General features: G+C 63.3%; 18 protein-coding genes and 1 pseudogene. 11 read left to right on the top strand and 8 right to left on the bottom strand.

Going from position 1 to position 17,254, the window contains the following annotated elements; all coding sequences use genetic code 11:
• Positions 1 to 8: 8 nt before the first annotated feature.
• The 7 genes from soxB to P0645_RS17560 all read right to left on the bottom strand — a co-directional run bounded on the left by soxB (position 9) and on the right by P0645_RS17560 (position 5,404).
• Positions 9 to 1,700, bottom strand: a complete 1,692-nt coding sequence (soxB, locus tag P0645_RS17590; protein ID WP_284165889.1) for a thiosulfohydrolase SoxB — start codon at positions 1,698 to 1,700, stop codon at positions 9 to 11.
• 116 nt (positions 1,701 to 1,816) lie between these two features.
• Positions 1,817 to 2,680 (bottom strand): sulfur oxidation c-type cytochrome SoxA, encoded by an 864-nt coding sequence (gene soxA, locus P0645_RS17585; RefSeq protein ID WP_284165859.1) that lies wholly within the window; start codon positions 2,678 to 2,680, stop codon positions 1,817 to 1,819.
• A gap of 27 nt (positions 2,681 to 2,707) precedes the next feature.
• Positions 2,708 to 3,037, bottom strand: coding sequence for a thiosulfate oxidation carrier complex protein SoxZ (soxZ, locus tag P0645_RS17580; RefSeq protein ID WP_284165858.1), 330 nt, complete (start codon positions 3,035 to 3,037; stop codon positions 2,708 to 2,710).
• Between the two features lie 19 nt (positions 3,038 to 3,056).
• Complete coding sequence (soxY, locus tag P0645_RS17575) at positions 3,057 to 3,476, bottom strand: thiosulfate oxidation carrier protein SoxY (protein ID WP_284165857.1); 420 nt, start codon at positions 3,474 to 3,476, stop codon at positions 3,057 to 3,059.
• A gap of 34 nt (positions 3,477 to 3,510) precedes the next feature.
• Complete coding sequence (soxX, locus tag P0645_RS17570; RefSeq protein WP_284165856.1) at positions 3,511 to 3,984, bottom strand: sulfur oxidation c-type cytochrome SoxX; 474 nt, start codon at positions 3,982 to 3,984, stop codon at positions 3,511 to 3,513.
• A gap of 107 nt (positions 3,985 to 4,091) precedes the next feature.
• Positions 4,092 to 4,655: a SoxW family protein gene (locus P0645_RS17565; protein ID WP_502855219.1), complete on the bottom strand. Its 564-nt coding sequence runs from the start codon at positions 4,653 to 4,655 to the stop codon at positions 4,092 to 4,094.
• A gap of 11 nt (positions 4,656 to 4,666) precedes the next feature.
• Positions 4,667 to 5,404 carry a cytochrome c biogenesis CcdA family protein gene (locus tag P0645_RS17560; protein ID WP_284165855.1) on the bottom strand — a complete coding sequence of 246 codons (738 nt, stop codon included), beginning with the start codon at positions 5,402 to 5,404 and terminating at the stop codon, positions 4,667 to 4,669.
• Positions 5,405 to 5,489: 85 nt separating this feature from the next.
• On the opposite strand from P0645_RS17560, the gene P0645_RS17555 reads away from it, so the two are divergent.
• The 4 genes and pseudogenes from P0645_RS17555 to P0645_RS17540 form a co-directional block, all read left to right on the top strand.
• A complete protein-coding gene (locus tag P0645_RS17555) occupies positions 5,490 to 5,849 on the top strand; it encodes a thioredoxin fold domain-containing protein (protein WP_284165854.1) in 360 nt (119 codons plus the stop codon).
• A 110-nt stretch (positions 5,850 to 5,959) separates the two neighbouring features.
• On the top strand, positions 5,960 to 6,316 hold the full coding sequence (locus P0645_RS17550) for an ArsR/SmtB family transcription factor (protein ID WP_284165853.1): 357 nt from the start codon (positions 5,960 to 5,962) through the stop codon (positions 6,314 to 6,316).
• A 20-nt stretch (positions 6,317 to 6,336) separates the two neighbouring features.
• The gene (locus tag P0645_RS17545) at positions 6,337 to 7,383 is read left to right on the top strand and encodes a YeeE/YedE family protein (RefSeq protein ID WP_284165852.1); all 1,047 of its coding nucleotides are present in this window, start codon (positions 6,337 to 6,339) and stop codon (positions 7,381 to 7,383) included.
• A 581-nt stretch (positions 7,384 to 7,964) separates the two neighbouring features.
• Positions 7,965 to 8,457, top strand: a pseudogene (locus P0645_RS17540) (transposase); the annotation flags it as partial.
• A gap of 303 nt (positions 8,458 to 8,760) precedes the next feature.
• Here P0645_RS17540 and P0645_RS17535 read toward each other — a convergent pair.
• The gene (locus P0645_RS17535; protein ID WP_284165851.1) at positions 8,761 to 9,798 is read right to left on the bottom strand and encodes a GlxA family transcriptional regulator; all 1,038 of its coding nucleotides are present in this window, start codon (positions 9,796 to 9,798) and stop codon (positions 8,761 to 8,763) included.
• Between the two features lie 231 nt (positions 9,799 to 10,029).
• Between P0645_RS17535 and P0645_RS17530 the strand changes: the two genes are divergently transcribed.
• From P0645_RS17530 to P0645_RS17500, 7 genes are read left to right on the top strand one after another with little or no spacing between them, the layout of a single operon-like run.
• Entirely contained in the window at positions 10,030 to 10,977 is a 948-nt protein-coding gene (locus tag P0645_RS17530) for a dihydrodipicolinate synthase family protein (protein WP_284165850.1), read from the top strand.
• A gap of 30 nt (positions 10,978 to 11,007) precedes the next feature.
• Positions 11,008 to 12,003, top strand: a complete 996-nt coding sequence (locus P0645_RS17525) for an ABC transporter substrate-binding protein (protein WP_284165849.1) — start codon at positions 11,008 to 11,010, stop codon at positions 12,001 to 12,003.
• A gap of 59 nt (positions 12,004 to 12,062) precedes the next feature.
• Complete coding sequence (locus P0645_RS17520; RefSeq protein ID WP_284165848.1) at positions 12,063 to 12,830, top strand: ABC transporter ATP-binding protein; 768 nt, start codon at positions 12,063 to 12,065, stop codon at positions 12,828 to 12,830.
• A complete protein-coding gene (locus P0645_RS17515) occupies positions 12,817 to 13,623 on the top strand; it encodes an ABC transporter permease (protein ID WP_284165847.1) in 807 nt (268 codons plus the stop codon). Before P0645_RS17520 ends, P0645_RS17515 begins: the two co-directional genes overlap by 14 nt.
• A gap of 17 nt (positions 13,624 to 13,640) precedes the next feature.
• Positions 13,641 to 15,143: an aldehyde dehydrogenase gene (locus P0645_RS17510; RefSeq protein ID WP_284165846.1), complete on the top strand. Its 1,503-nt coding sequence runs from the start codon at positions 13,641 to 13,643 to the stop codon at positions 15,141 to 15,143.
• Positions 15,143 to 16,051: an NAD(P)-dependent oxidoreductase gene (locus P0645_RS17505; RefSeq protein WP_284165845.1), complete on the top strand. Its 909-nt coding sequence runs from the start codon at positions 15,143 to 15,145 to the stop codon at positions 16,049 to 16,051. Before P0645_RS17510 ends, P0645_RS17505 begins: the two co-directional genes overlap by 1 nt.
• Positions 16,051 to 17,253, top strand: a complete 1,203-nt coding sequence (locus P0645_RS17500) for a mandelate racemase/muconate lactonizing enzyme family protein (RefSeq protein WP_284165844.1) — start codon at positions 16,051 to 16,053, stop codon at positions 17,251 to 17,253. Before P0645_RS17505 ends, P0645_RS17500 begins: the two co-directional genes overlap by 1 nt.
• The last annotated feature ends 1 nt before the right edge of the window (position 17,254 follow it).

Below are 17,254 nucleotides of genomic sequence, written 5' to 3'. Positions count from 1 at the left end.
GCTCCTGTTCAGATCCCGGTCGCTTTGACCGAGGAGTTGGGTTCAAGCCGGACTGTGCCGAGCTTCTTGATATGCGCTTCGACGACGTCCCAGATCTGCGGGCCTTCGGTGCCTTCGTTGACCGAAGCCCAGCCGCCGACGGTGTAGGACTTGGCGGGATCGATTGCCTCGCCCGTGTCCAGAAGCACCATCTCGCTGATCCGGTTACCGATGTCCTTTGACACGTCGCAGGAAAAGCCCATGCCGCCGATGCGGACCATGTCGCCGCCCTGCTGGTAGTAGGGGTCGGGGTTGAAGATGTTGTCGGCCACGTCTTCGAGGACCGTCTTCAGCGTCTCGCCGGTCATCTCGGTGCGATAGACCTGGCCGTAGGTCATCGAGGTGACGTTGTGGATGTCCTCGCGCGTGATCGGGTCGCCGGGCAGAAGCGAGGCGCCCCAGCGGACGCCGGGGGACAGCGCGATCTGGGTGTCGCGCTCGGACCGGACTGCGTTGCAGATCAGGTCGTCCCAGGTGCCCTGGAAGTTGCCGCGGCGGTAGAGGAGGCTTTCGGTCGTGCCGATCTTCTCCTCAAGCTGCGCCTTGAAGGGCGCGCGTTCGGCGTCGATGAGCGCGGCCATGTCCGCGTCGGGGGTGATCACGTCCGAGAAGATCGGGATCAGCTTGTGGCGGAAGCCCATCATCTTGCCGCCCTGCACGTCCAGATCGACGCGGCTGACGAACTTGCCGTGGCTTCCGCTGGCGATGAGGATGGTCTGGCCGACGAGCACGGGTTCGGGGATCGCGTCGTGGGTGTGGCCAGTCAGGATCACGTCGATGCCGGTGACGCGGGATGCCATCTTCTTGTCGACGTCAAAGCCGTTGTGCGACAGGCAGACGACCAGATCGACACCCTCGGCGCGGACCTCGTCCACGACTTCCTGCATCCGCTCCTCGCGGATGCCGAAGGAGTATTCGGGGAACATCCACTTCGGGTTGGCAATCGGCATGTAGGGGAAGGCCTGGCCGATGACGGCAATGCGGAGGCCGGCCTTTTCGAAGATCTTGTAGGGCTCGAACGCGGGTTCATCCCATTCGGCGTCGAAGATGTTGGCGCCGAGGAAGGGGAAGGGCAGGCTGTCGACGATCTCCTTCACCCGCTCGGTGCCAAGCGTCCATTCCCAGTGCGAGGTCATCGCCTCGACGCCGAGGGCATTCATCACGTTCACGACGTCCTGGCCCTTGGTCAAAAGGCTCGTCATCGAGCCATGCCAGGTGTCGCCGCCATCCAGAAGCAGCGAGTCAGGCCGTGCGGCGCGGATCGCCTTTACTACGGTCGCGACCCGATCCATCCCGCCCATCCGGCCGTAAGCCTTTCCAAGGGCGGCGAAATCCTCGTAGGTCAGGGCATAGGCTTCGGGCGAGCTAGGGGCGATCTTGAACATTTCCTGGAAGGCCTTGCCCACGACATGCGGCGGCTGGCCCTTCGCCTCGCCCACGCCAATGTTCCATTCCGGCTCGCGGAACCAGATCGGCTTCAGCTGGGCGTGGATGTCGGTGATGTGGATCAGCGTGACGTTGCCGAAATCGTCGAACTGCAACAGCTGGTCCTGGGTCAGCGCCTGCTGGGCGGCCAGCCGGGACCAGTTGCCGAAGCCGGACACACCGTAGATGGCCGATGCGGCGAGTGAGGCTTGCAGGAATTCGCGCCGGGTGATCATCCCCTGCTCCTTGTCATAGGGCATGGCAACCCGTCCGCGCCAAGCACGTCGGGAGAGGGTCCACGCCTGATCTTTCAGTGAACGGGGGGCGCCCGTCTGGGCGCCCGTCCCGGATGTCAGTGGCGGACCGAGACGCCTTCGACCATCAGCCCGTTGCCGCGCGAGGCGACGTAAAGCTCCAGCGCCTTGAACTCGTCCGAGTTGGGCTTGAAGGTTTCCGCCCGGGTGTCACGGACGCAGCCGACAAAGCGCTGCTGGGCGGACAGGATGCCCGCGTCCTTGAGCCGGTAAACCGGGAAGCCGTTGATCTGGCCCTGGCTCAGGTGGTCGGCGCGGATGAAATTGCCCTGGTTATCCTCATGGCAAGAGGCGCAGGACATCTCCAGCTGCCCGAAGCGGGTGTAGTAGATTTCCTTGCCCTTTTCCCAGAACGGGGCGGCGGCGCCGTCGATCTTGACGTCGACCGTCTGGCCGCGCGACTGCATCGAGATGAGGGCAAGCATGTCCTTCATCTCGTTGCCGGTCCAACCCCAGGCCTCAAGGCCCATCCGCTGGGTCACGCAGGCGTCGATGTAGTTCTCGACCGTCATCAGCGCGCCGGTCTTCTCATCGACGCGCGGGGTGACTGCGCGGAGGCCCGCCATGGTTTCCGGCCCCTGGTGGCAGCCCGCACAGCTTTCGCCGCCCGTGCCGATGGCCGAGTTCCAGAGATCGAGCCCGCGGTCCACGTAGACCATCCCGGGATTGTCGAAATCGTCGCGCTGCAGATCGCGGGTTTCATCCTCGCGGTAGTGCCAGCCGGAATAGACGAACTCCATCACATCCTTAAGATGGTCCGGCGCGGGCGCCTTGGTCCGCATTTCGATGGTCCCGTCTTCGGTTTCGACGACCAGCGTGTCGTCGACCGGATCGGCCGCAACCGCGCCCGCGAGGGCGAGGCCGAAGGTCAGGGCGACCAATGATGTGGCTTTACGGTGCATGGCTTTCTCCTCCCCGTGGCCCGACCGTTAGCCGACCGCGATCGGCTTCTTGTCTTCGTAGACAGAGCCGTCGTCATCATACCAGGTGAACTTGAACTCGCCCGCTGCATCGACTTTGGCGTCGAATTCGAAATACGGGTTGGTGGAGACGGCCGGATCGATGGCGACGTCGATCACGTTCATGCCGTTCAGGTCGCAGGTGAAGCGGTTGATGATCCTGCGCGGGATCAGGTTGCCGTCCTTGTTCTTGCGCTGACCGGACTCCATCGTGTGCGAGATCAGGGCCTTGATGGTGACGACTTCACCTGCGGCTGCAGACTTGGGGACTTTCACCCGAGGTTTGACTTCTTCGACCATGGTGTTTCCTCTTGATGTCTCAGCCGCCGCAGCCGCCGATGGTGACCTTGACGGTGGATTGCGCCTGCTTGATCGAGCCGTCGGCCATTTTGGCCAGCGCGATCACGTCCTGGGTCTTGGCCAGGCGAATGCGCGTGGCGGCGAACTGGCGACCGGCGGCGGGGCCGAAGGTGAAGGTGGCGACGGCCGGTTCTGGGTTGCCCGAAGCCATCAGCATGATGGCGACCGCGCCGGGCGCATCGACCGAGACAGGTACGGTGTTGCCGTTCTCGGCGATTTCCGGGGTGGTCAGGGTGATGCCATCCATCGCGGGCGCGGCGCCGGCGGTGAAGGCGGCGGTCAGCTCCTCGACAGTCGCGGCGGCGGAAAGACCGGGGATCGCGGCGAAGGCAATGCCGCCGACGCCGAGAGTGAGCGCCTTTCGTCTGGTAAGGGTCACGGGGTTCTCCTGTCAGTGGGGGGCCGTTGGCCCGTCATTCTTTGAGGGTGAGGAGGTAGGCCACCACATCTTCGATCTGCTGGGCGTTCAGGATCGGCGGCAGGTCGCCCTCCGGCGCCTTGCCGCTGTAGCCTCCGCCGGGCCGGACAAAGCCTTCGGTCTTGTAGAAGGCCGGCATGAAGCTGCCATCGAAGGTCATCTTCGCGTTCGTGACGATGCCGCGCAGTTCCGCCTCGGTCCAGCGGCTGGCGACGCCGTCAAGCGGTGGCGCGATATTGCCCGGAAACTGCACGTCGGGCAGCGCGGCAATGGTGTGGCAGGCCACACAGTTGCCAAGCGCGTTCGTGGTCATCACCTTGACCCCGTTTGCGGGATCACCCGGCGCGCCGGTCAGGGACGCTTCGACCTTGCCGCCATCGAAGACCACGTCTTTCGGTGCGGTTTCGGTCAGAGCTGGTGTTGCCAGCGACAGCGCGACCACTGTCACCAAGCCTAACTGGCGTCTCATCCTATCCTCCCCGTATTCGTCCGACTGCGACTATGCGAGGGAATCGGGCGTCGGGCAAGAAAAATATAGTAGGAAACCTATATACATATGTTGCTAGGTGTTCGAAGTCACTGGTCAGTTTCTTTAATCGACTGTTCTGCAACGAATTTCTGGAAATTCTCGCCACCCTCGTAACCGTGGTCGCGCACCCAGATCAGCAGTGCTTCTGTCGTAACCTTGCCGAAAGCCCCCGGCATCATCGCCACGGCCGCGTCGGGGGCCGAAACCCCCTCGCCCACGTCTTCCGGCAGGAAGATCAGTGTTGGTGTGAACATTACGCCCCAGCGCATCGCCATTTCCTTCTCGGACAGCGTGGTGCCGTCGAAGTCTGTCACTTCGACATCGCCGAAGAGGTTCAGCTGCACGACGAAGTAGTGATCGCGGATCAGCTTGTCGATTGCGGGGTCGGTGAAGATCTTCTCGTGCATCTCGGTGCAGTAGATGCAGCCACGCTGCTCGTAGCTGAGCAGCAGGCGCTTGCCCTCGGCATTAGCCTCGACCAGGTCCTCGCGCAGGTCCTTGAAGGTCTCGCGTAGCCAGGTGGGCTTGTGCAACCCATCATCGCCGAGTTCGACGGCAAAGGCCGGCAGGGCCAGAGTGGCGGCAGCAATCAGGAACAGTCGGCGCAGCATGGGGTGTCCTTTCAGGTCACGGTTGCGGACCAGTCGAAGGCGCGGATCATCCAGTCAGCGATGAGGTTGACTGTATTGGTGGCGATTAAGATGCCGAAGAGAATGAGCATTACGCCCATCGCTTTCTCGACATACCGCACCAGCGCGCGGTGCCGGGCGACCCACGAGAGGAAAGGCCCTGCGAAGAGGGCAGCAAGCACGAAGGGCAGGGTCATCGACAGGCCGTAGACCAGCAGGAGCGCCCCGCCGCGCCAGAGGTCGCCCATGCCCGACGCGACCATCAGGATCGCGGCCAGCGCCGGTCCGACGCAGGGAGTCCAACCGAACCCGAAGGCAAGGCCCATGACGTAGGCGCCGACGAGGGTGCGGGGGTTGGCGGTCGAGTCCACCCGCGCCTCGCGGTAGAGGAACCCGATGCGGAAGACGCCAAGGAAATGCAGGCCGAACATGATGAGGATCGCGGCGGCAACGTAGGACAGCGGTTCCTTCCACTGCGCAAAGCCACGCCCCAGGGCGGTGGCGCCAAGGCCAAGGAGGACGAAGATCGTTGTCACTCCAAGCGCGAAAGCCAGCGCCTGCACCACCAGCCGCCCACGCGCACCGGGGGCGATCGTGCCGCCGTCGCGAAGTTCGCGCACCGTTAGGCCCGCCATATAGGACAGGTAGAACGGCACCATCGGCAGGATGCAGGGCGAAAGGAACGACAAGAGGCCGGCAAGGGCTGCACCGCCAAAGGAAATATCCAGCATTGCCCCTCCTCCTGAGGAAAGCGCTGCCTTGCCGGAAGGGCAAAGGTAGATTACGATAGTTCTATGTTTCTATAGGACTGTCAACGTGGCGTATCCCGGTCGACTTGCCTTGACGGTATTGGCGCTGACCCCTGCCGACGTGACGGCTGGCGATTTGCAATTGCTGATGTTCGAACAGCCCGGTTGCATCTATTGCGCGGCGTGGAACGAAGAGATCGCGCCCGAGTATCCGCTTACTGCCGAGGGGAAAGCCGCCCCACTGCGCCGCCTGCAGTTGCGCGCCGCCCTACCCGAGGGGCTGACAGTTGTCTCGCCCCCAGTTCTCACGCCGACCTTCGTGCTGGTCGAGGACGGGATGGAATCCGGCCGGATCGAGGGCTATGTAAGCGAGGATTTCTTCTGGCCTCTCTTGGCCGGATTGATCGCCGACGCAAGGAAGAACTGAGGCAGCCGCGCCGCTTTGCCCGGACAATCGCAGGCAAGAGAAGTAAGTTGGGTTGCCCTTTGCGTCGGGCGCACGCAATAACGGAGTCAGGTGAAACCGGGGCAGACGCATTGGCAGGTGACGACTTCCAGAAACAGAACGGACAGGATGGCCCGGTAGATGGCTGCGATCTTTCCGACCTGATTTCGGCTGCCGAACAGGCCTCGACGCTCCTCAAGGCCATGGGCCATGACGGGCGGCTCACTATCCTGTGTCACCTTCGGACCGGACCGAAAAGTGTGACCGAGCTTGAAAACCTTCTGTCCGCGCGTCAGGCTATCGTCAGCCAGCAACTTGCGCGGCTGCGGCTGGAGGGTCTGGTCAGCGCCCGGCGCGAGGGGCAGGCGATCTACTATTCGCTGTTGGATCCGAAGGTCACCGAGATGATCGAGGTCCTGGCGCGGCTATATTTGGCAGAGCGCGGCTGAGAGGCCGAAGGGAGGCGCAGATGCTGGAATCGGTTCCGATCGGGGTGCTCGCGGCATTCGTCGGTCTGGCGGGCGGGTTTGTCCTGGGCCTTGCGGCGCGGTTGGGGGATTTCTGCACGCTCGGGGCGCTGGAATCGGCGGTCTACGGCCGCGACCAGACCCGGCTCAGGCTTTGGGGTGTGGTGCTGGCGACCGCGATCCTGACCACCCAGGCAGGCGCGATGATCGGATGGATCGATCTTGGCGGCACCTTCTATCACGCGATCCAGTGGAATGCGCTGGGGTCCATACTGGGCGGGCTGGTCTTTGGCTACGGCATGGCCCTGGCGGGCAACTGCGGCTTCGGCGCGCTGGTGCGCTTTGGCGGGGGTGATCTGCGGTCGCTGGTCGTCGTGGTCGTCATGGGGATCTTCGGCTTCATTGCGCTGTCCGGACCACTCGCCCCGCTTCGGGTGATGCTGTTTCCCCAACCAGATGCCACCGGGCCGCAGGGGATTGTGCATGACCTCGGCCAGCTTGGCCTGCCACCCGCAGTGGTGATCGTTGCCATAGCCGGGGGTTTCCTGATCTGGGGCCTGTCCCATGCCGGACTTCGCCAGAGCCCACGCCAGATCGCCTGGGGCGTTGCAGCGGGCCTTGCGGTCGCCTGGTGCTTTGTCGGAACGACCTACCTTGCCGCCGAAAGCCTGGGCGAGATAACTGTCGAAGGCCCGTCATTCACCGCGCCCGTCGGCCGGACGCTGATCTTCCTGATGACCTCGACTGCAGGGGGGATCACCTTCTCGGTCGGCTCGGTGGTGGGCGTGATGGCAGGCTCGCTGATCGGCTCGACGATCCGCGGCCTGTTCCGGTGGGAGGCCTGCGAGGACCCGCGCGAGCTTGGCCGACAGGTAGGCGGAGCGGCCTTGATGGGGATCGGCGGCGTGGTCGCCATGGGCTGTTCCTTGGGCCAGGGTATGACCGCCTTTGCAACCCTGGCCTGGTCCGGCCCGGTGACCATTGCGGCAATTGCCGCAGGCGCGCTTGTCGGCCTGCGCCAACTCATCGCGGGCTACCAGCCGGAGTGATGCGCATCCGGCGGCCTGCTACTGTCGACCGGTTCGGATGACTTCAAGCAATCAGGCCATCAAAGACTGGGGAGCGCCAAGGGTAGCTCCTCACAGCACGGTGTCAGAAAGAAGGAGCACGACATTAACCAGTCGGTCCAACGTTGGGGGTTGGATCATATTGCCTGCAGCATGCAACAGGCAGTGGACGCAATGGAAGCAGACTGGTTCTCATTGTGAAGTTGTGGCCAGTTCGGGAACCTGGGCGTTGACCGGGGACGCGGGCTACGACCTCATAGAGCAGAGCGCCCCTTCCGACAAAGCTGCCATGATCGCGCCCATCATGGCGCAGACATGAGCGCGAGCAACATTGCCTTTGCCCGTTCATCCAACATCTTTGTGCGTCTCGTTTGTTCCTTCTGCCCCGGGAACGGAGATGTGCCCAAGAAGCCGCCAGCACGCCATTCGGTAGCAGTTGCGATCAACGCCCGCCAGGCACAGACTTGCAACTAAGGTAGCCGGCCCCCGACAACAGGCGGTCATCGCCGATCTTCCGGGGAAGGTTCGGGTTGCGAGACCTTGAACCGACAACGGAGATGACGATGACCGAAGAGAGAGTGGCGCTGATCGAGCTGGTTGAGAAGCAGGCCGATGGCGACCTCGTGCGCGAGATGCTGGCCTACGCGGCCGACCGCATCATGGAGCCGAGATCGAGGCCCGGACAGGCGCGGCCAAGGGCGCGCGCTCGCCGATGCGGGAGGTTCAGCGCAACGGATACCGCGACCGCGATTGGGACACGCGGGCGGGGCGGATCGCGCTGGAGATCCCGAAGCTGCGCAAGGGCAGCTACTTCGCCAGCTTCCTGGAACCTCGCCGGACTGCCGGGAAGGCCCTCGTTGCGGTGATCCAGGAGGCCTACGTCCACGCCGTCTCGACGCGCGCCGTCGATGATCTGGTCAAGGCGATGGGCGCGGGCGGCATGTCCAAGAGCCAGGTCAGCCGGCTGTGCGCCGAGATCGACGAGCGGGTGAATGCCTTCCTGGCGCGACCGCTGGAGGGGCGTGGCCCTATCTCTGGCTGGATGCGACTTACCTCGGCGCTCTTACACCATCCCGCGGGGCACTATCGAAGTCGTAGACGACGTCGAGCTCGTCCTCGTAGATCGAAATCTGCCTTGTGCAAGAGAACGAGCTTGACCATGCATCTAGAAGAGCAGGATCGCCGAAGATCGCAAGCGTTCTTGGACGCCCAGCTGCACCTGGACAGGATGTTGATGGTAGTTCGAGATGGTCGGTCCAATCCGGGCTTTGATCGCATCCTCAAGCACTGCAGTGCTGCTTCACCACGCCGGCCATTCGCCGCGTCTGAAACACAGTGTGGCTGAACTGCGCTCGTGGCTCAGGCCGTGCGCTCCGACGAGGTGATCAAACGTCGAATCTCGGGCCGCATTCCCTGCCGCTGCCGGTCGCGCAAGGTCGTGCGGAAGGCGCGCGGGGTCTGGCCGAACTGCTGCTTGAACGCGCGTGAGAAAACGGCCGGATAAGAGAAGCCGCAGGAGAGGGCGACGTCCTTGATCGAATATTCCTCGTAAAACAGGATATTCCGCGCGGCCTGCAGGCGGATATGCAGGTAAAGCCGCATCGGAGATTCGCCGAAAATGCGGCGGCACATCCTGACAAGGGACCGTTCCGGCATCCCGGCGGCCTCCGCTATTTCGTGCAGGCTCAGCGGAAAATCGAGGTTCCGTTCCATCAGGCTGACGATGCGCTCGGCCTGTCGCGCCTGTTTCGATCCGACCCCCGTATCGCCGCGCTGTTGGGTTTCTGACGGGCGGCGGGTGTGGATCAGGGCATTGGCCACCTCATTGGCCAGCGCCTCGTTCTGGAACCGGCCGACGAGATCAAGCATCATGTCAAGCGTCGCCACCCCGCCCGCGCAATGGGCGCGGTTTCCGGAGACGCGATAGATGCGATCCTCGGGCCTTGCCGCCGGAAACTCCTCGCGGAAAGAGGCTTCAGCCTCCCAATGCACCACGGTTTCCGGGGAGGTCTCGGTGCCGCTCAGCCCCGCCCTGGTCAGCGCGAAGGCGCCGGTGTCGATACCGCCCACAATCGCGCCATAGCGCCCGGCTTCACGCAGCCGTCCGAGAAGCGTGCGCGAGATGTTCTGCGTGGGCAGGTTACCTTCAAACAACAGATAGACATCGGCCCGCGGCATGTCGTCGAGCGCATGATCGGCTGCGAACCACATCTGGTTCGAGGCGCGGACCGGTTCGCCCGTCTCGGTCACATAACACCACCGGAAGAGGTCGACCCCGGAGTTCTGGTTCGCGATCCGAAGTGCGTCCGAGGCCAGAATCAGCGCGTTGAGTGGAAATTCCGGTTGCAGCAGGAAATTGAACTGCGGAACGGCAGAGGGTGATGCGGGCGTGTTCATTCTGACAGACTGACAATATTTGGCCGAGAAAATCAACTTATTGGCCAGAATTATCAGTCCAATGGCGAGAGAGGACGCAAGACTACGCCATCGGGGAACGCCGCGTGCCGCAGCCCTGATCCTGAAAAATGAAAAATGGGCCTTTCGGCCCGCGACGGATTGCAAGTGCGCTTTCCGTCCGCGGGTGGACTGTGACCGATCAGACGAGGGTCGATTGTGACGCCAGAAAAGATGAAAAAAGCGCTGGAAGGGTGTTACGTGACCATCCCGACGCCGTTCCGGGACACCCCCGAGATGGAGGTCGACGAGGCGGCGCTGCGGGCCTATGTCCGGTTTCTCGTCGATGCCGGACTGACGGCGGATTACGCGACTTTCCTTGCCGGTGGCGCTGCGGGCGATTTCTCGACCATGACCTTCGACGAACGCATCCGCGTGGCCGAAGTCGTGGTGGAAGAGGTTGGCGGCGCGGCCCCCGTCGCGATGGGGGCGCAGACCACATCGACGCTGGAACTGGTGCGGCTCGCCAAGGCAGCCGAGGCACTTGGCGCGACCTTTATCCAAGTGTCTTGCCCGTTTTACTTCGCCCATACCGAGGCCGATTTCGAAGACTATGTGCGCGCCGCCGCCGAAGCCGCACCGGGTGTCGGCCTGATCATCTACAACACGTTCTGGACCAGCCAGAACCTCTCGTTCGGCATGATCGAGCGGCTGTCCGAGATCCCGAACATCGTCGGTCTGAAATGGGCGACGCCCCGCACCGACGCGATGGAATTCGAGGATGTGACCTCGAACTTCTCGGACCGCTTCACCATCATCGACAACAACCTTCTGTTCCCCGTCAGCGCCATGCCCGCGCTCGGTGCCCGTGCCTTCGAGGTGCATCACTGCAACTTCTGGCCGGAGTGGGGGATCAAGCTGGTCGATGAGGTCCGGGCGGGGAACTATGCCGAGATTGCCCGGATGCTGGTTGAGGAAGGCATGCCCTTCTACAAGCTCTGGGTCGATATCGAGCGCACTTACACCTCTGGCGACGGCTATCTCGACAAGCTCTGCATGGAGTTGATCGGCCTGCCGTCCAGCCGCTGCCGCCCGCCCACGCGGGATGTCCGGAACCGTTACCGGGACCGTTGCCACGCGATGATGAAAGCCATCGGTGTGCCGCGGTTGATCGAAAAGTGAAATCCAACGACTTCTAGGGAGGAGACTGGGATGACCAAGATGAAGAATGTGATTGCCGCTGCCGTGACGCTGACCGCGCTCACCGGGGCGGCCATGGCCGAGGACGATGTGCGCCTGCGGCTGAACTGGATGTATTACGGATCCCATGCGGGGTTCGCCTATGGCAAGGACATGGGGTTGTACAAGGAGGCCGGGATCAACCTCGATATCCGGTCGGGCAACGGGTCTTCGTCGGCCCACCGGCTGGTCGCCAATGGCGACAGCGATTTTGCCTACGGGTCCTGCGGCGCGCTTGTGAACCTTGCCTCGCAAGGGGCCGAGATCATCTCGGTCGGCGTTATCGACGCGATGGGGTCCGAAGCGATCCTTGTCCGGCCTGACAGCGGCGTGAAGGAAATCGGCGACCTGAAGGGCAAGAAGCTGCTGACCACGGCGAATGCCGGGGTGAACACGTTCTTTCCGATCGTTCTGGCCAATGCCGGGCTGACCGAGGCCGACATCAACCTGACCAACGTCCCCGACGGAGCGCTGGTGTCGAGCTATCTTCAGGGTGCGGGCGATGCGGTAGGCATGCTGGGCGGCATCGACGACAAGCCGGCCGAGATCAAGGCCAATGGCGGCGAGGCGCCGGTGATCTTCCCCTACAGCGACTATGGGGTGAACCAGGTCGGCTACTGCATCTCGACGCGCAAGGATCTGGTTGCGAACAACCCCGATCTGGTGAAGCGCTTCGTGGCGGCGACGATGAAAGCCTATGCCGCGACCGAGGCCGACCCGGATGCCGCCGTGAACGCCATGGCCGATATCGTCGGCGGCACGATGGCCGAGGACGAGGGCAAGGCGCAGTCGCGCGCCGTGCTCGACGTGACGCTGGGCCTTCTCTACTCGAACGCCAATACCGACCGGAAGATCGGTCTGAACGTGGCGTCCGATTGGGAGGGCATGGTTGCCCTGATGAAGGAATACAACGACCTTGATCCCAACGCGGATCCGGCGTCGTTCTACACCAACGACTTCATCGAGTGACCTGTCGCGCCGGGGGCCGCGCTCCCTGTCCCCGGCGCCTTCATTGACGGAAATCGGACATGTCGACCCTGATTGATCTTGCCGGTGTGACGAAAGTCTTCGGCTCCGGCACCGGCGCGGTGCATGCCTTCGGGCCGGTGGATATGACCATCGAAGACGGCGAATTCATCTCGCTGCTGGGGCCTTCGGGCTGCGGCAAGTCCACCCTGATGCTGATGATCGCCGGGCTTCTGGGCATCACCAAGGGCGAAATCACACTTGCGGGTCGTAATGTGACGGGACCGCAGACCGACATCGGCATCATGTTCCAGGACAATACTCTCGTCCCATGGCGCACCGTGCGCGGCAATATCGACCTGCAACTGGAAATGCGCGGCATCGACCCGGCCAGCCGGGAGGAGGATGTCGAGGAACTCTTGCGCTCGGTCCATCTGGAGGACTTTCAGCAACGCTTTCCACACGAACTGTCCGGCGGCATGCAGCAGCGCGCGGCCTTCTGCCAGGCGATGGTGCACCGGCCGAAGACGATGCTGCTGGACGAACCCCTGGGCAAGCTCGACGCGATGACCCGTGAAAACATCCGCAAGGACCTGCAATCGCTCTGGATGCAGAAACGGCCCACTGTGATCTTCGTCACCCATTCCATCGAAGAGGCGATCCAGCTTTCGACCCGCGTCGCGGTCATCACGCCGCGCCCCGGAAGGATAGAAAGGATCATCGACATCGACTTGCCCTTCCCGCGCGACTTCGATGTCAAAAGCTCGCCCGAGTTCACCGCCTATGTGCGCGAAACACAGGAGATTTTCCGCAATTATGGCGTCATCTGACAAAAAACCCTACTTCGCGGCGCTGAGGATTCATCTGGCCAACTCCTGGATGTTCATTGCCTTCTTCATCGGCTTTTTCCTCTTCTGGGAATATGCCGTCGTCTGGTTCGACATCCCGCGTTACATCCTGACGCCGCCCTCGCTGATCGTTGAGAAGGGCGCGGCCGATCTGGACCGGCTTCTCTACTACACCTATGTCACGGGGCTTGAGACGGTGCTGGGCTATGTTGTCGCCGTGGTCCTTGCCCTGCCCATCGGTCTGGCCATCGCCTTCTCGACGATCCTGCGGCGCACCATCTATCCGTTCCTCGTCTGTATCGAGATGGTGCCGAAGATCGCCTTCGCGCCCTTGTTCATCTCGTGGCTGGGTTTCGGCCTTCTGCCCAAGGTGATCATCGTCTTCCTCGTCTGCTTCTTCCCCATCGTCCTGAATGCGATCCTCGCGTTCAATTCGCTCAGCGAAGAACTCACCCGCTTCGCCCGTTCGACCGGGGCGAGCGTCTGGACGACCTTCCTCAAGATCCGGCTGCCCGCCGCCTTGCCCCAGTGCTTCGTCGGCTTCAAATACGCGGCGATCAATGCGACCGTCGGCGCGGCGATTGCCGAGTTCATCGGCTCGGACGAGGGGCTGGGATTCTACATCCAGATCGTGACCGGCAACATGCGGCCCGATCTTGCCTTCGCGGGGATCTTCTTCCTGACGCTGCTCGGGCTTGCCCTGTTCGGCATCGTGACGCTCGCCGAACGGCTGCTGATCCCCTGGCACATCTCGGTCCGCCGGACCGCTCACTGAAAGAAGCGGAGGTTTCCATGTCTCTGACCAAGGCACAGGCGCAGAAGATCGCCGCAGGCCTCAAACCCGAAACCCGGGCCTTCATCGCCGGATCGTTTCGCGATGCGTCCGACGGTGGCACCTTTGTCACGATCAATCCCTCGACGGGTGAGACGCTGTCAAATGTAGCCCACTGCACCGGCTCCGATGTGGACCGCGCCGTTGCGGCCGGACGCAAGGTCTTTGACGACGGCGTCTGGTCACGCGCCGCGCCAGAGGATCGCAAGGCGGTGCTGCTGAAACTGGCCGACCTCGTGCGTGAACATCGCGACGAGCTGGCAGTCCTCGAAAGCCTCGACAGCGGCAAGACCATCACCGATTGCCTGCACGAGATCGGCAACGAGGTGCCGACCTTCTTCCAGTGGTATGCTGAACTGACCGACAAGAGCTTTGGCAAGGTCGCGCCGACGGGCGAAGCCAACCTCGCGCTGATCGTCAGGGAACCGGCGGGCGTTGTTGGCCTTGTCCTGCCGTGGAACTTCCCGCTTCTCATGGCGGCCTGGAAACTCGCGCCCGCGCTCGCGGCAGGATGCTCCTGCATCGTCAAACCTGCCGAACAGACACCGCTCACGGCGCTCAGGCTGGCGGAACTGGCGCGCGAGGCCGGAGTGCCGGACGGTGTTCTGTCTGTCTTGCCCGGACTGGGGGAGACGACAGGACAGGCTATCGGTCGGCACCCTGACATCGACATCGTCTCCTTCACCGGCTCGACCGAGGTCGGCGGCTATTTCCTGCGCTATGCGGGTGAGAGCAACCTGAAGGTCATCGGGCTGGAGATGGGGGGAAAGAGCCCGTTCATCGTGCTCGACGATGCCGATCTGAATGATGACCTCATCGAACATGCCGCCATGTCGGCCTTCTGGAATGGCGGGCAGAACTGTTCGGCCAACATGCGGCAACTGGTGGATGCAAAGCTGGCGGCTGAGTATGCCGAACGGATCATCGCCCGCGCGAAAGAGTTCGTGGTCGGCGATCCGCTCGACCCGGACACCTCTATCGGCGCGATGGTGACGGTTGAGCATCAGACCCGTGTCATGTCCTATATCGGCAAGGGCAAGGCCGAAGGCGCGCGGCTTCTGACCGGCGGCGATGCCTTCGGGCCGGGTTCTTTCATCCGGCCCGCGGTCTTTGCGGGCCTGACCCGCGACATGACGATCGCACGCGAGGAGATCTTCGGCCCGGTCCTCGGCATCCTGCCGGTCAAGGGCATGGACGAGGCTTTGCAGATCGCGCGGGATTCCGAATATGGCCTGCATGCCTCGGTCTTCACCCGCGATATCGACCGCGCGATCCACATGGCGCGGCGGCTGCCCTGCGGCACCGTCTCGGTCAACGGGTTTTCCGAAGGCAACGTCACAACGCCCTTCGGCGGCTACAGGAAGTCCGGCTCGCTCTCGCGCGACAACGGGGCCGAGGCTATGGACCAGTATCTGCAGACCAAGACGATCTGGATCTGCACCTCTCAGCCAGGGGCCGCCTGATGGAAATCGCCGTCTGCCTTCCACTGAAAGAGGCGCAACAGGTCCGTCTCAGGCGCGGGGTCGGGGATGCGACGCTGCGGCTTCGCGATCCGGCCGATCCTTGCGATGCGCCCATCGTGTTCGGAAATCCGGAACCGGAGGTCATCGCAGCCAATGCCAGCCTGCGCTGGATGCAACTGGAATCGGTCGGGTTCGGGGAATATGCCGGGCTCGACTGGTCGCGGCCCGGCGGCAACGCGCAGGTCACGAACCTTGCGGGGTTCTTCGCCGATCCGGTGGCCGAAACCGCGCTTGCGGGCATTCTTGCGCTGATGCGCGGGATCGACCGCCTCGGGACGCTGCGCTGGGCGGGCGACTGGGTGGGCGACCCGGTCCGGGCGGAGCTGCGGCTTCTGACCGGGGCGCGGGTGGTTCTCTTCGGGCGCGGGGCGATCAACGGGCGGCTGGCAGAGTTGCTGACGCCGTTCCGCTGCAAAATCACCTCCTTTGGCCGTGACTGGACGGAACAGGCGCTCGACGCAGCCCTGGCCGACGCCGACATCGTTGTCGCGACCGTGCCGCACACACCGCAGACCGCCGGTCTGCTCGATGCCCCACGGATCGCGCGGATGGCGTCCGGGGCGGTTTTCTGCAATCTCGGGCGCGGCTCGCTCGTCGACGAGGCGGCGCTGGCCGAAGCCCTCACCGAAGGCCGACTTGTCGGTGCGGTGATCGATGTGACCCGCGACGAACCGCTGCCCAAGGGCCATGCCTTCTGGTCCACCCCGAACACCATCCTCACCCAGCATTCCGGCGGTGGTTTCGCCGAGGAAACCGACCGCAAGATCGACTGGTTCCTCGACAACCTCACCCGGTTCCGCGCCGGAGAACCGCTGCGCGGGCTTATTGATTTCGCCAGAGGCTACTGATGCACCAAATCACCAATATCCGCTGCATACTCCTGTCCTCGCCTTACGCCGATGCCGACGATCCCGAGATCAAGGAATGCTTCCCCAACGGTCCGAAGCGCACCATCGGCATGGTCGAGGTGACGCTCGACAACGGCGTGACAGGACTCGGCGAGGGCTACATCGCCGTCTTCGCGCCCAAGGTCTTCCAGTCCATCGTCGAGCTTTGCGCGCCGCAGGTCATGGGCAAGGACGGGTTCGACATCGCCGCACGGGTGCGCGATCTGCGGTCGCTCTGCGATTACTGGTCGTTGCAGGGGGCCGCGCGCCACGTCATCGCCGCCTTCGAGATCGCGCTCTGGGATGCCAAGGGCAAATCGCTCGGCAAACCGGTCTATGATCTTCTCAGCGACGGGCCGAAGGCCGATGCAATCCGCATCTACGGCTCCGGCGGATGCTGCGACCGCAAGGAACAGTTCCTGCGCGAACTGGACCTGCTGGAGAGCCTCGGCATCACCATCTTCAAGATGCGCTCGGTCAAGCATGATATCCTGCGCACCGCCTGGGTGCTGGAGGAAGCCGGGCGGCGCGGGATCGAGGTCGGCGTCGACATGTGCCAGAACCTCGCCGACCCACCGCAGGCGGTGGATGATGTGGTGGGCTTCGTCGAGGCCGTCCATGCCAAGACCGATTTCCGCATGGTTTTCGTCGAGGAGGCGATCGGCCCCGATGCGCCCGAAGGGTTCAAGGAACTCAGGTCCCGCATCGACGTGCCGGTCTGCGGCGGTGAGATCATCACCACGCCGAAGGAGATGATCGAACGGCTGAACAATGAGGTCTACGACTTCGTCCAGCCGGATGCCTCGGTCATGGGCGGGATATCGGCGGTGATGGATGTCTTCGCGGCGGCAAGGGCGAAGGGCACCGATGTGGTCGTCCACGCCTGGGGCGGCGCGGCGGCGATCATGGCCTCCTACCATGCGGCCTTTGCGGCAGGTGGCAAACTGGTCGAGTTTCCAATGCTCGACTTCCCGCTTGGGCGCGAGATGATGGGCGATCAGGCGCGGATTGTGGGGGGCAAACTCCTGCGCCCTTCGGCAGCCGGCCTTGGCCTGTCTCTGACCCCCGAGATGGAAGAGCGCTACCCATTCGACGAGACAGCTGTCTATTCCTGCGCGTTGCTGGACTATGGTCCGCCGCCTGACGCCTATTGGTCGGACTAGG

The sequence above is a fragment of the Frigidibacter sp. SD6-1 genome (assembly GCF_030143255.1).
GTDB lineage: Bacteria > Pseudomonadota > Alphaproteobacteria > Rhodobacterales > Rhodobacteraceae > TMP-24.
This window is presented reverse-complemented; position numbering and strand designations above follow the sequence as displayed.

What these genes read in the sequence shown, in the direction of transcription:
- soxB (WP_284165889.1), bottom strand. Translation starts at nt 1,700, where the DNA reads ATGATCACCCGGCGCGAATTCCTGCAAGCCTCACTCGCCGCATCGGCC.
- soxA (WP_284165859.1), bottom strand. Translation starts at nt 2,680, where the DNA reads ATGCACCGTAAAGCCACATCATTGGTCGCCCTGACCTTCGGCCTCGCC.
- soxZ (WP_284165858.1), bottom strand. Translation starts at nt 3,037, where the DNA reads ATGGTCGAAGAAGTCAAACCTCGGGTGAAAGTCCCCAAGTCTGCAGCC.
- soxX (WP_284165856.1), bottom strand. Translation starts at nt 3,984, where the DNA reads ATGAGACGCCAGTTAGGCTTGGTGACAGTGGTCGCGCTGTCGCTGGCA.
- P0645_RS17565 (WP_502855219.1), bottom strand. Translation starts at nt 4,655, where the DNA reads ATGCTGCGCCGACTGTTCCTGATTGCTGCCGCCACTCTGGCCCTGCCG.
- P0645_RS17560 (WP_284165855.1), bottom strand. Translation starts at nt 5,404, where the DNA reads ATGCTGGATATTTCCTTTGGCGGTGCAGCCCTTGCCGGCCTCTTGTCG.
- P0645_RS17545 (WP_284165852.1), top strand. Translation starts at nt 6,337, where the DNA reads ATGCTGGAATCGGTTCCGATCGGGGTGCTCGCGGCATTCGTCGGTCTG.
- P0645_RS17535 (WP_284165851.1), bottom strand. Translation starts at nt 9,798, where the DNA reads ATGAACACGCCCGCATCACCCTCTGCCGTTCCGCAGTTCAATTTCCTG.
- P0645_RS17530 (WP_284165850.1), top strand. Translation starts at nt 10,030, where the DNA reads ATGAAAAAAGCGCTGGAAGGGTGTTACGTGACCATCCCGACGCCGTTC.
- P0645_RS17525 (WP_284165849.1), top strand. Translation starts at nt 11,008, where the DNA reads ATGACCAAGATGAAGAATGTGATTGCCGCTGCCGTGACGCTGACCGCG.
- P0645_RS17520 (WP_284165848.1), top strand. Translation starts at nt 12,063, where the DNA reads ATGTCGACCCTGATTGATCTTGCCGGTGTGACGAAAGTCTTCGGCTCC.
- P0645_RS17515 (WP_284165847.1), top strand. Translation starts at nt 12,817, where the DNA reads ATGGCGTCATCTGACAAAAAACCCTACTTCGCGGCGCTGAGGATTCAT.
- P0645_RS17510 (WP_284165846.1), top strand. Translation starts at nt 13,641, where the DNA reads ATGTCTCTGACCAAGGCACAGGCGCAGAAGATCGCCGCAGGCCTCAAA.
- P0645_RS17505 (WP_284165845.1), top strand. Translation starts at nt 15,143, where the DNA reads ATGGAAATCGCCGTCTGCCTTCCACTGAAAGAGGCGCAACAGGTCCGT.
- P0645_RS17500 (WP_284165844.1), top strand. Translation starts at nt 16,051, where the DNA reads ATGCACCAAATCACCAATATCCGCTGCATACTCCTGTCCTCGCCTTAC.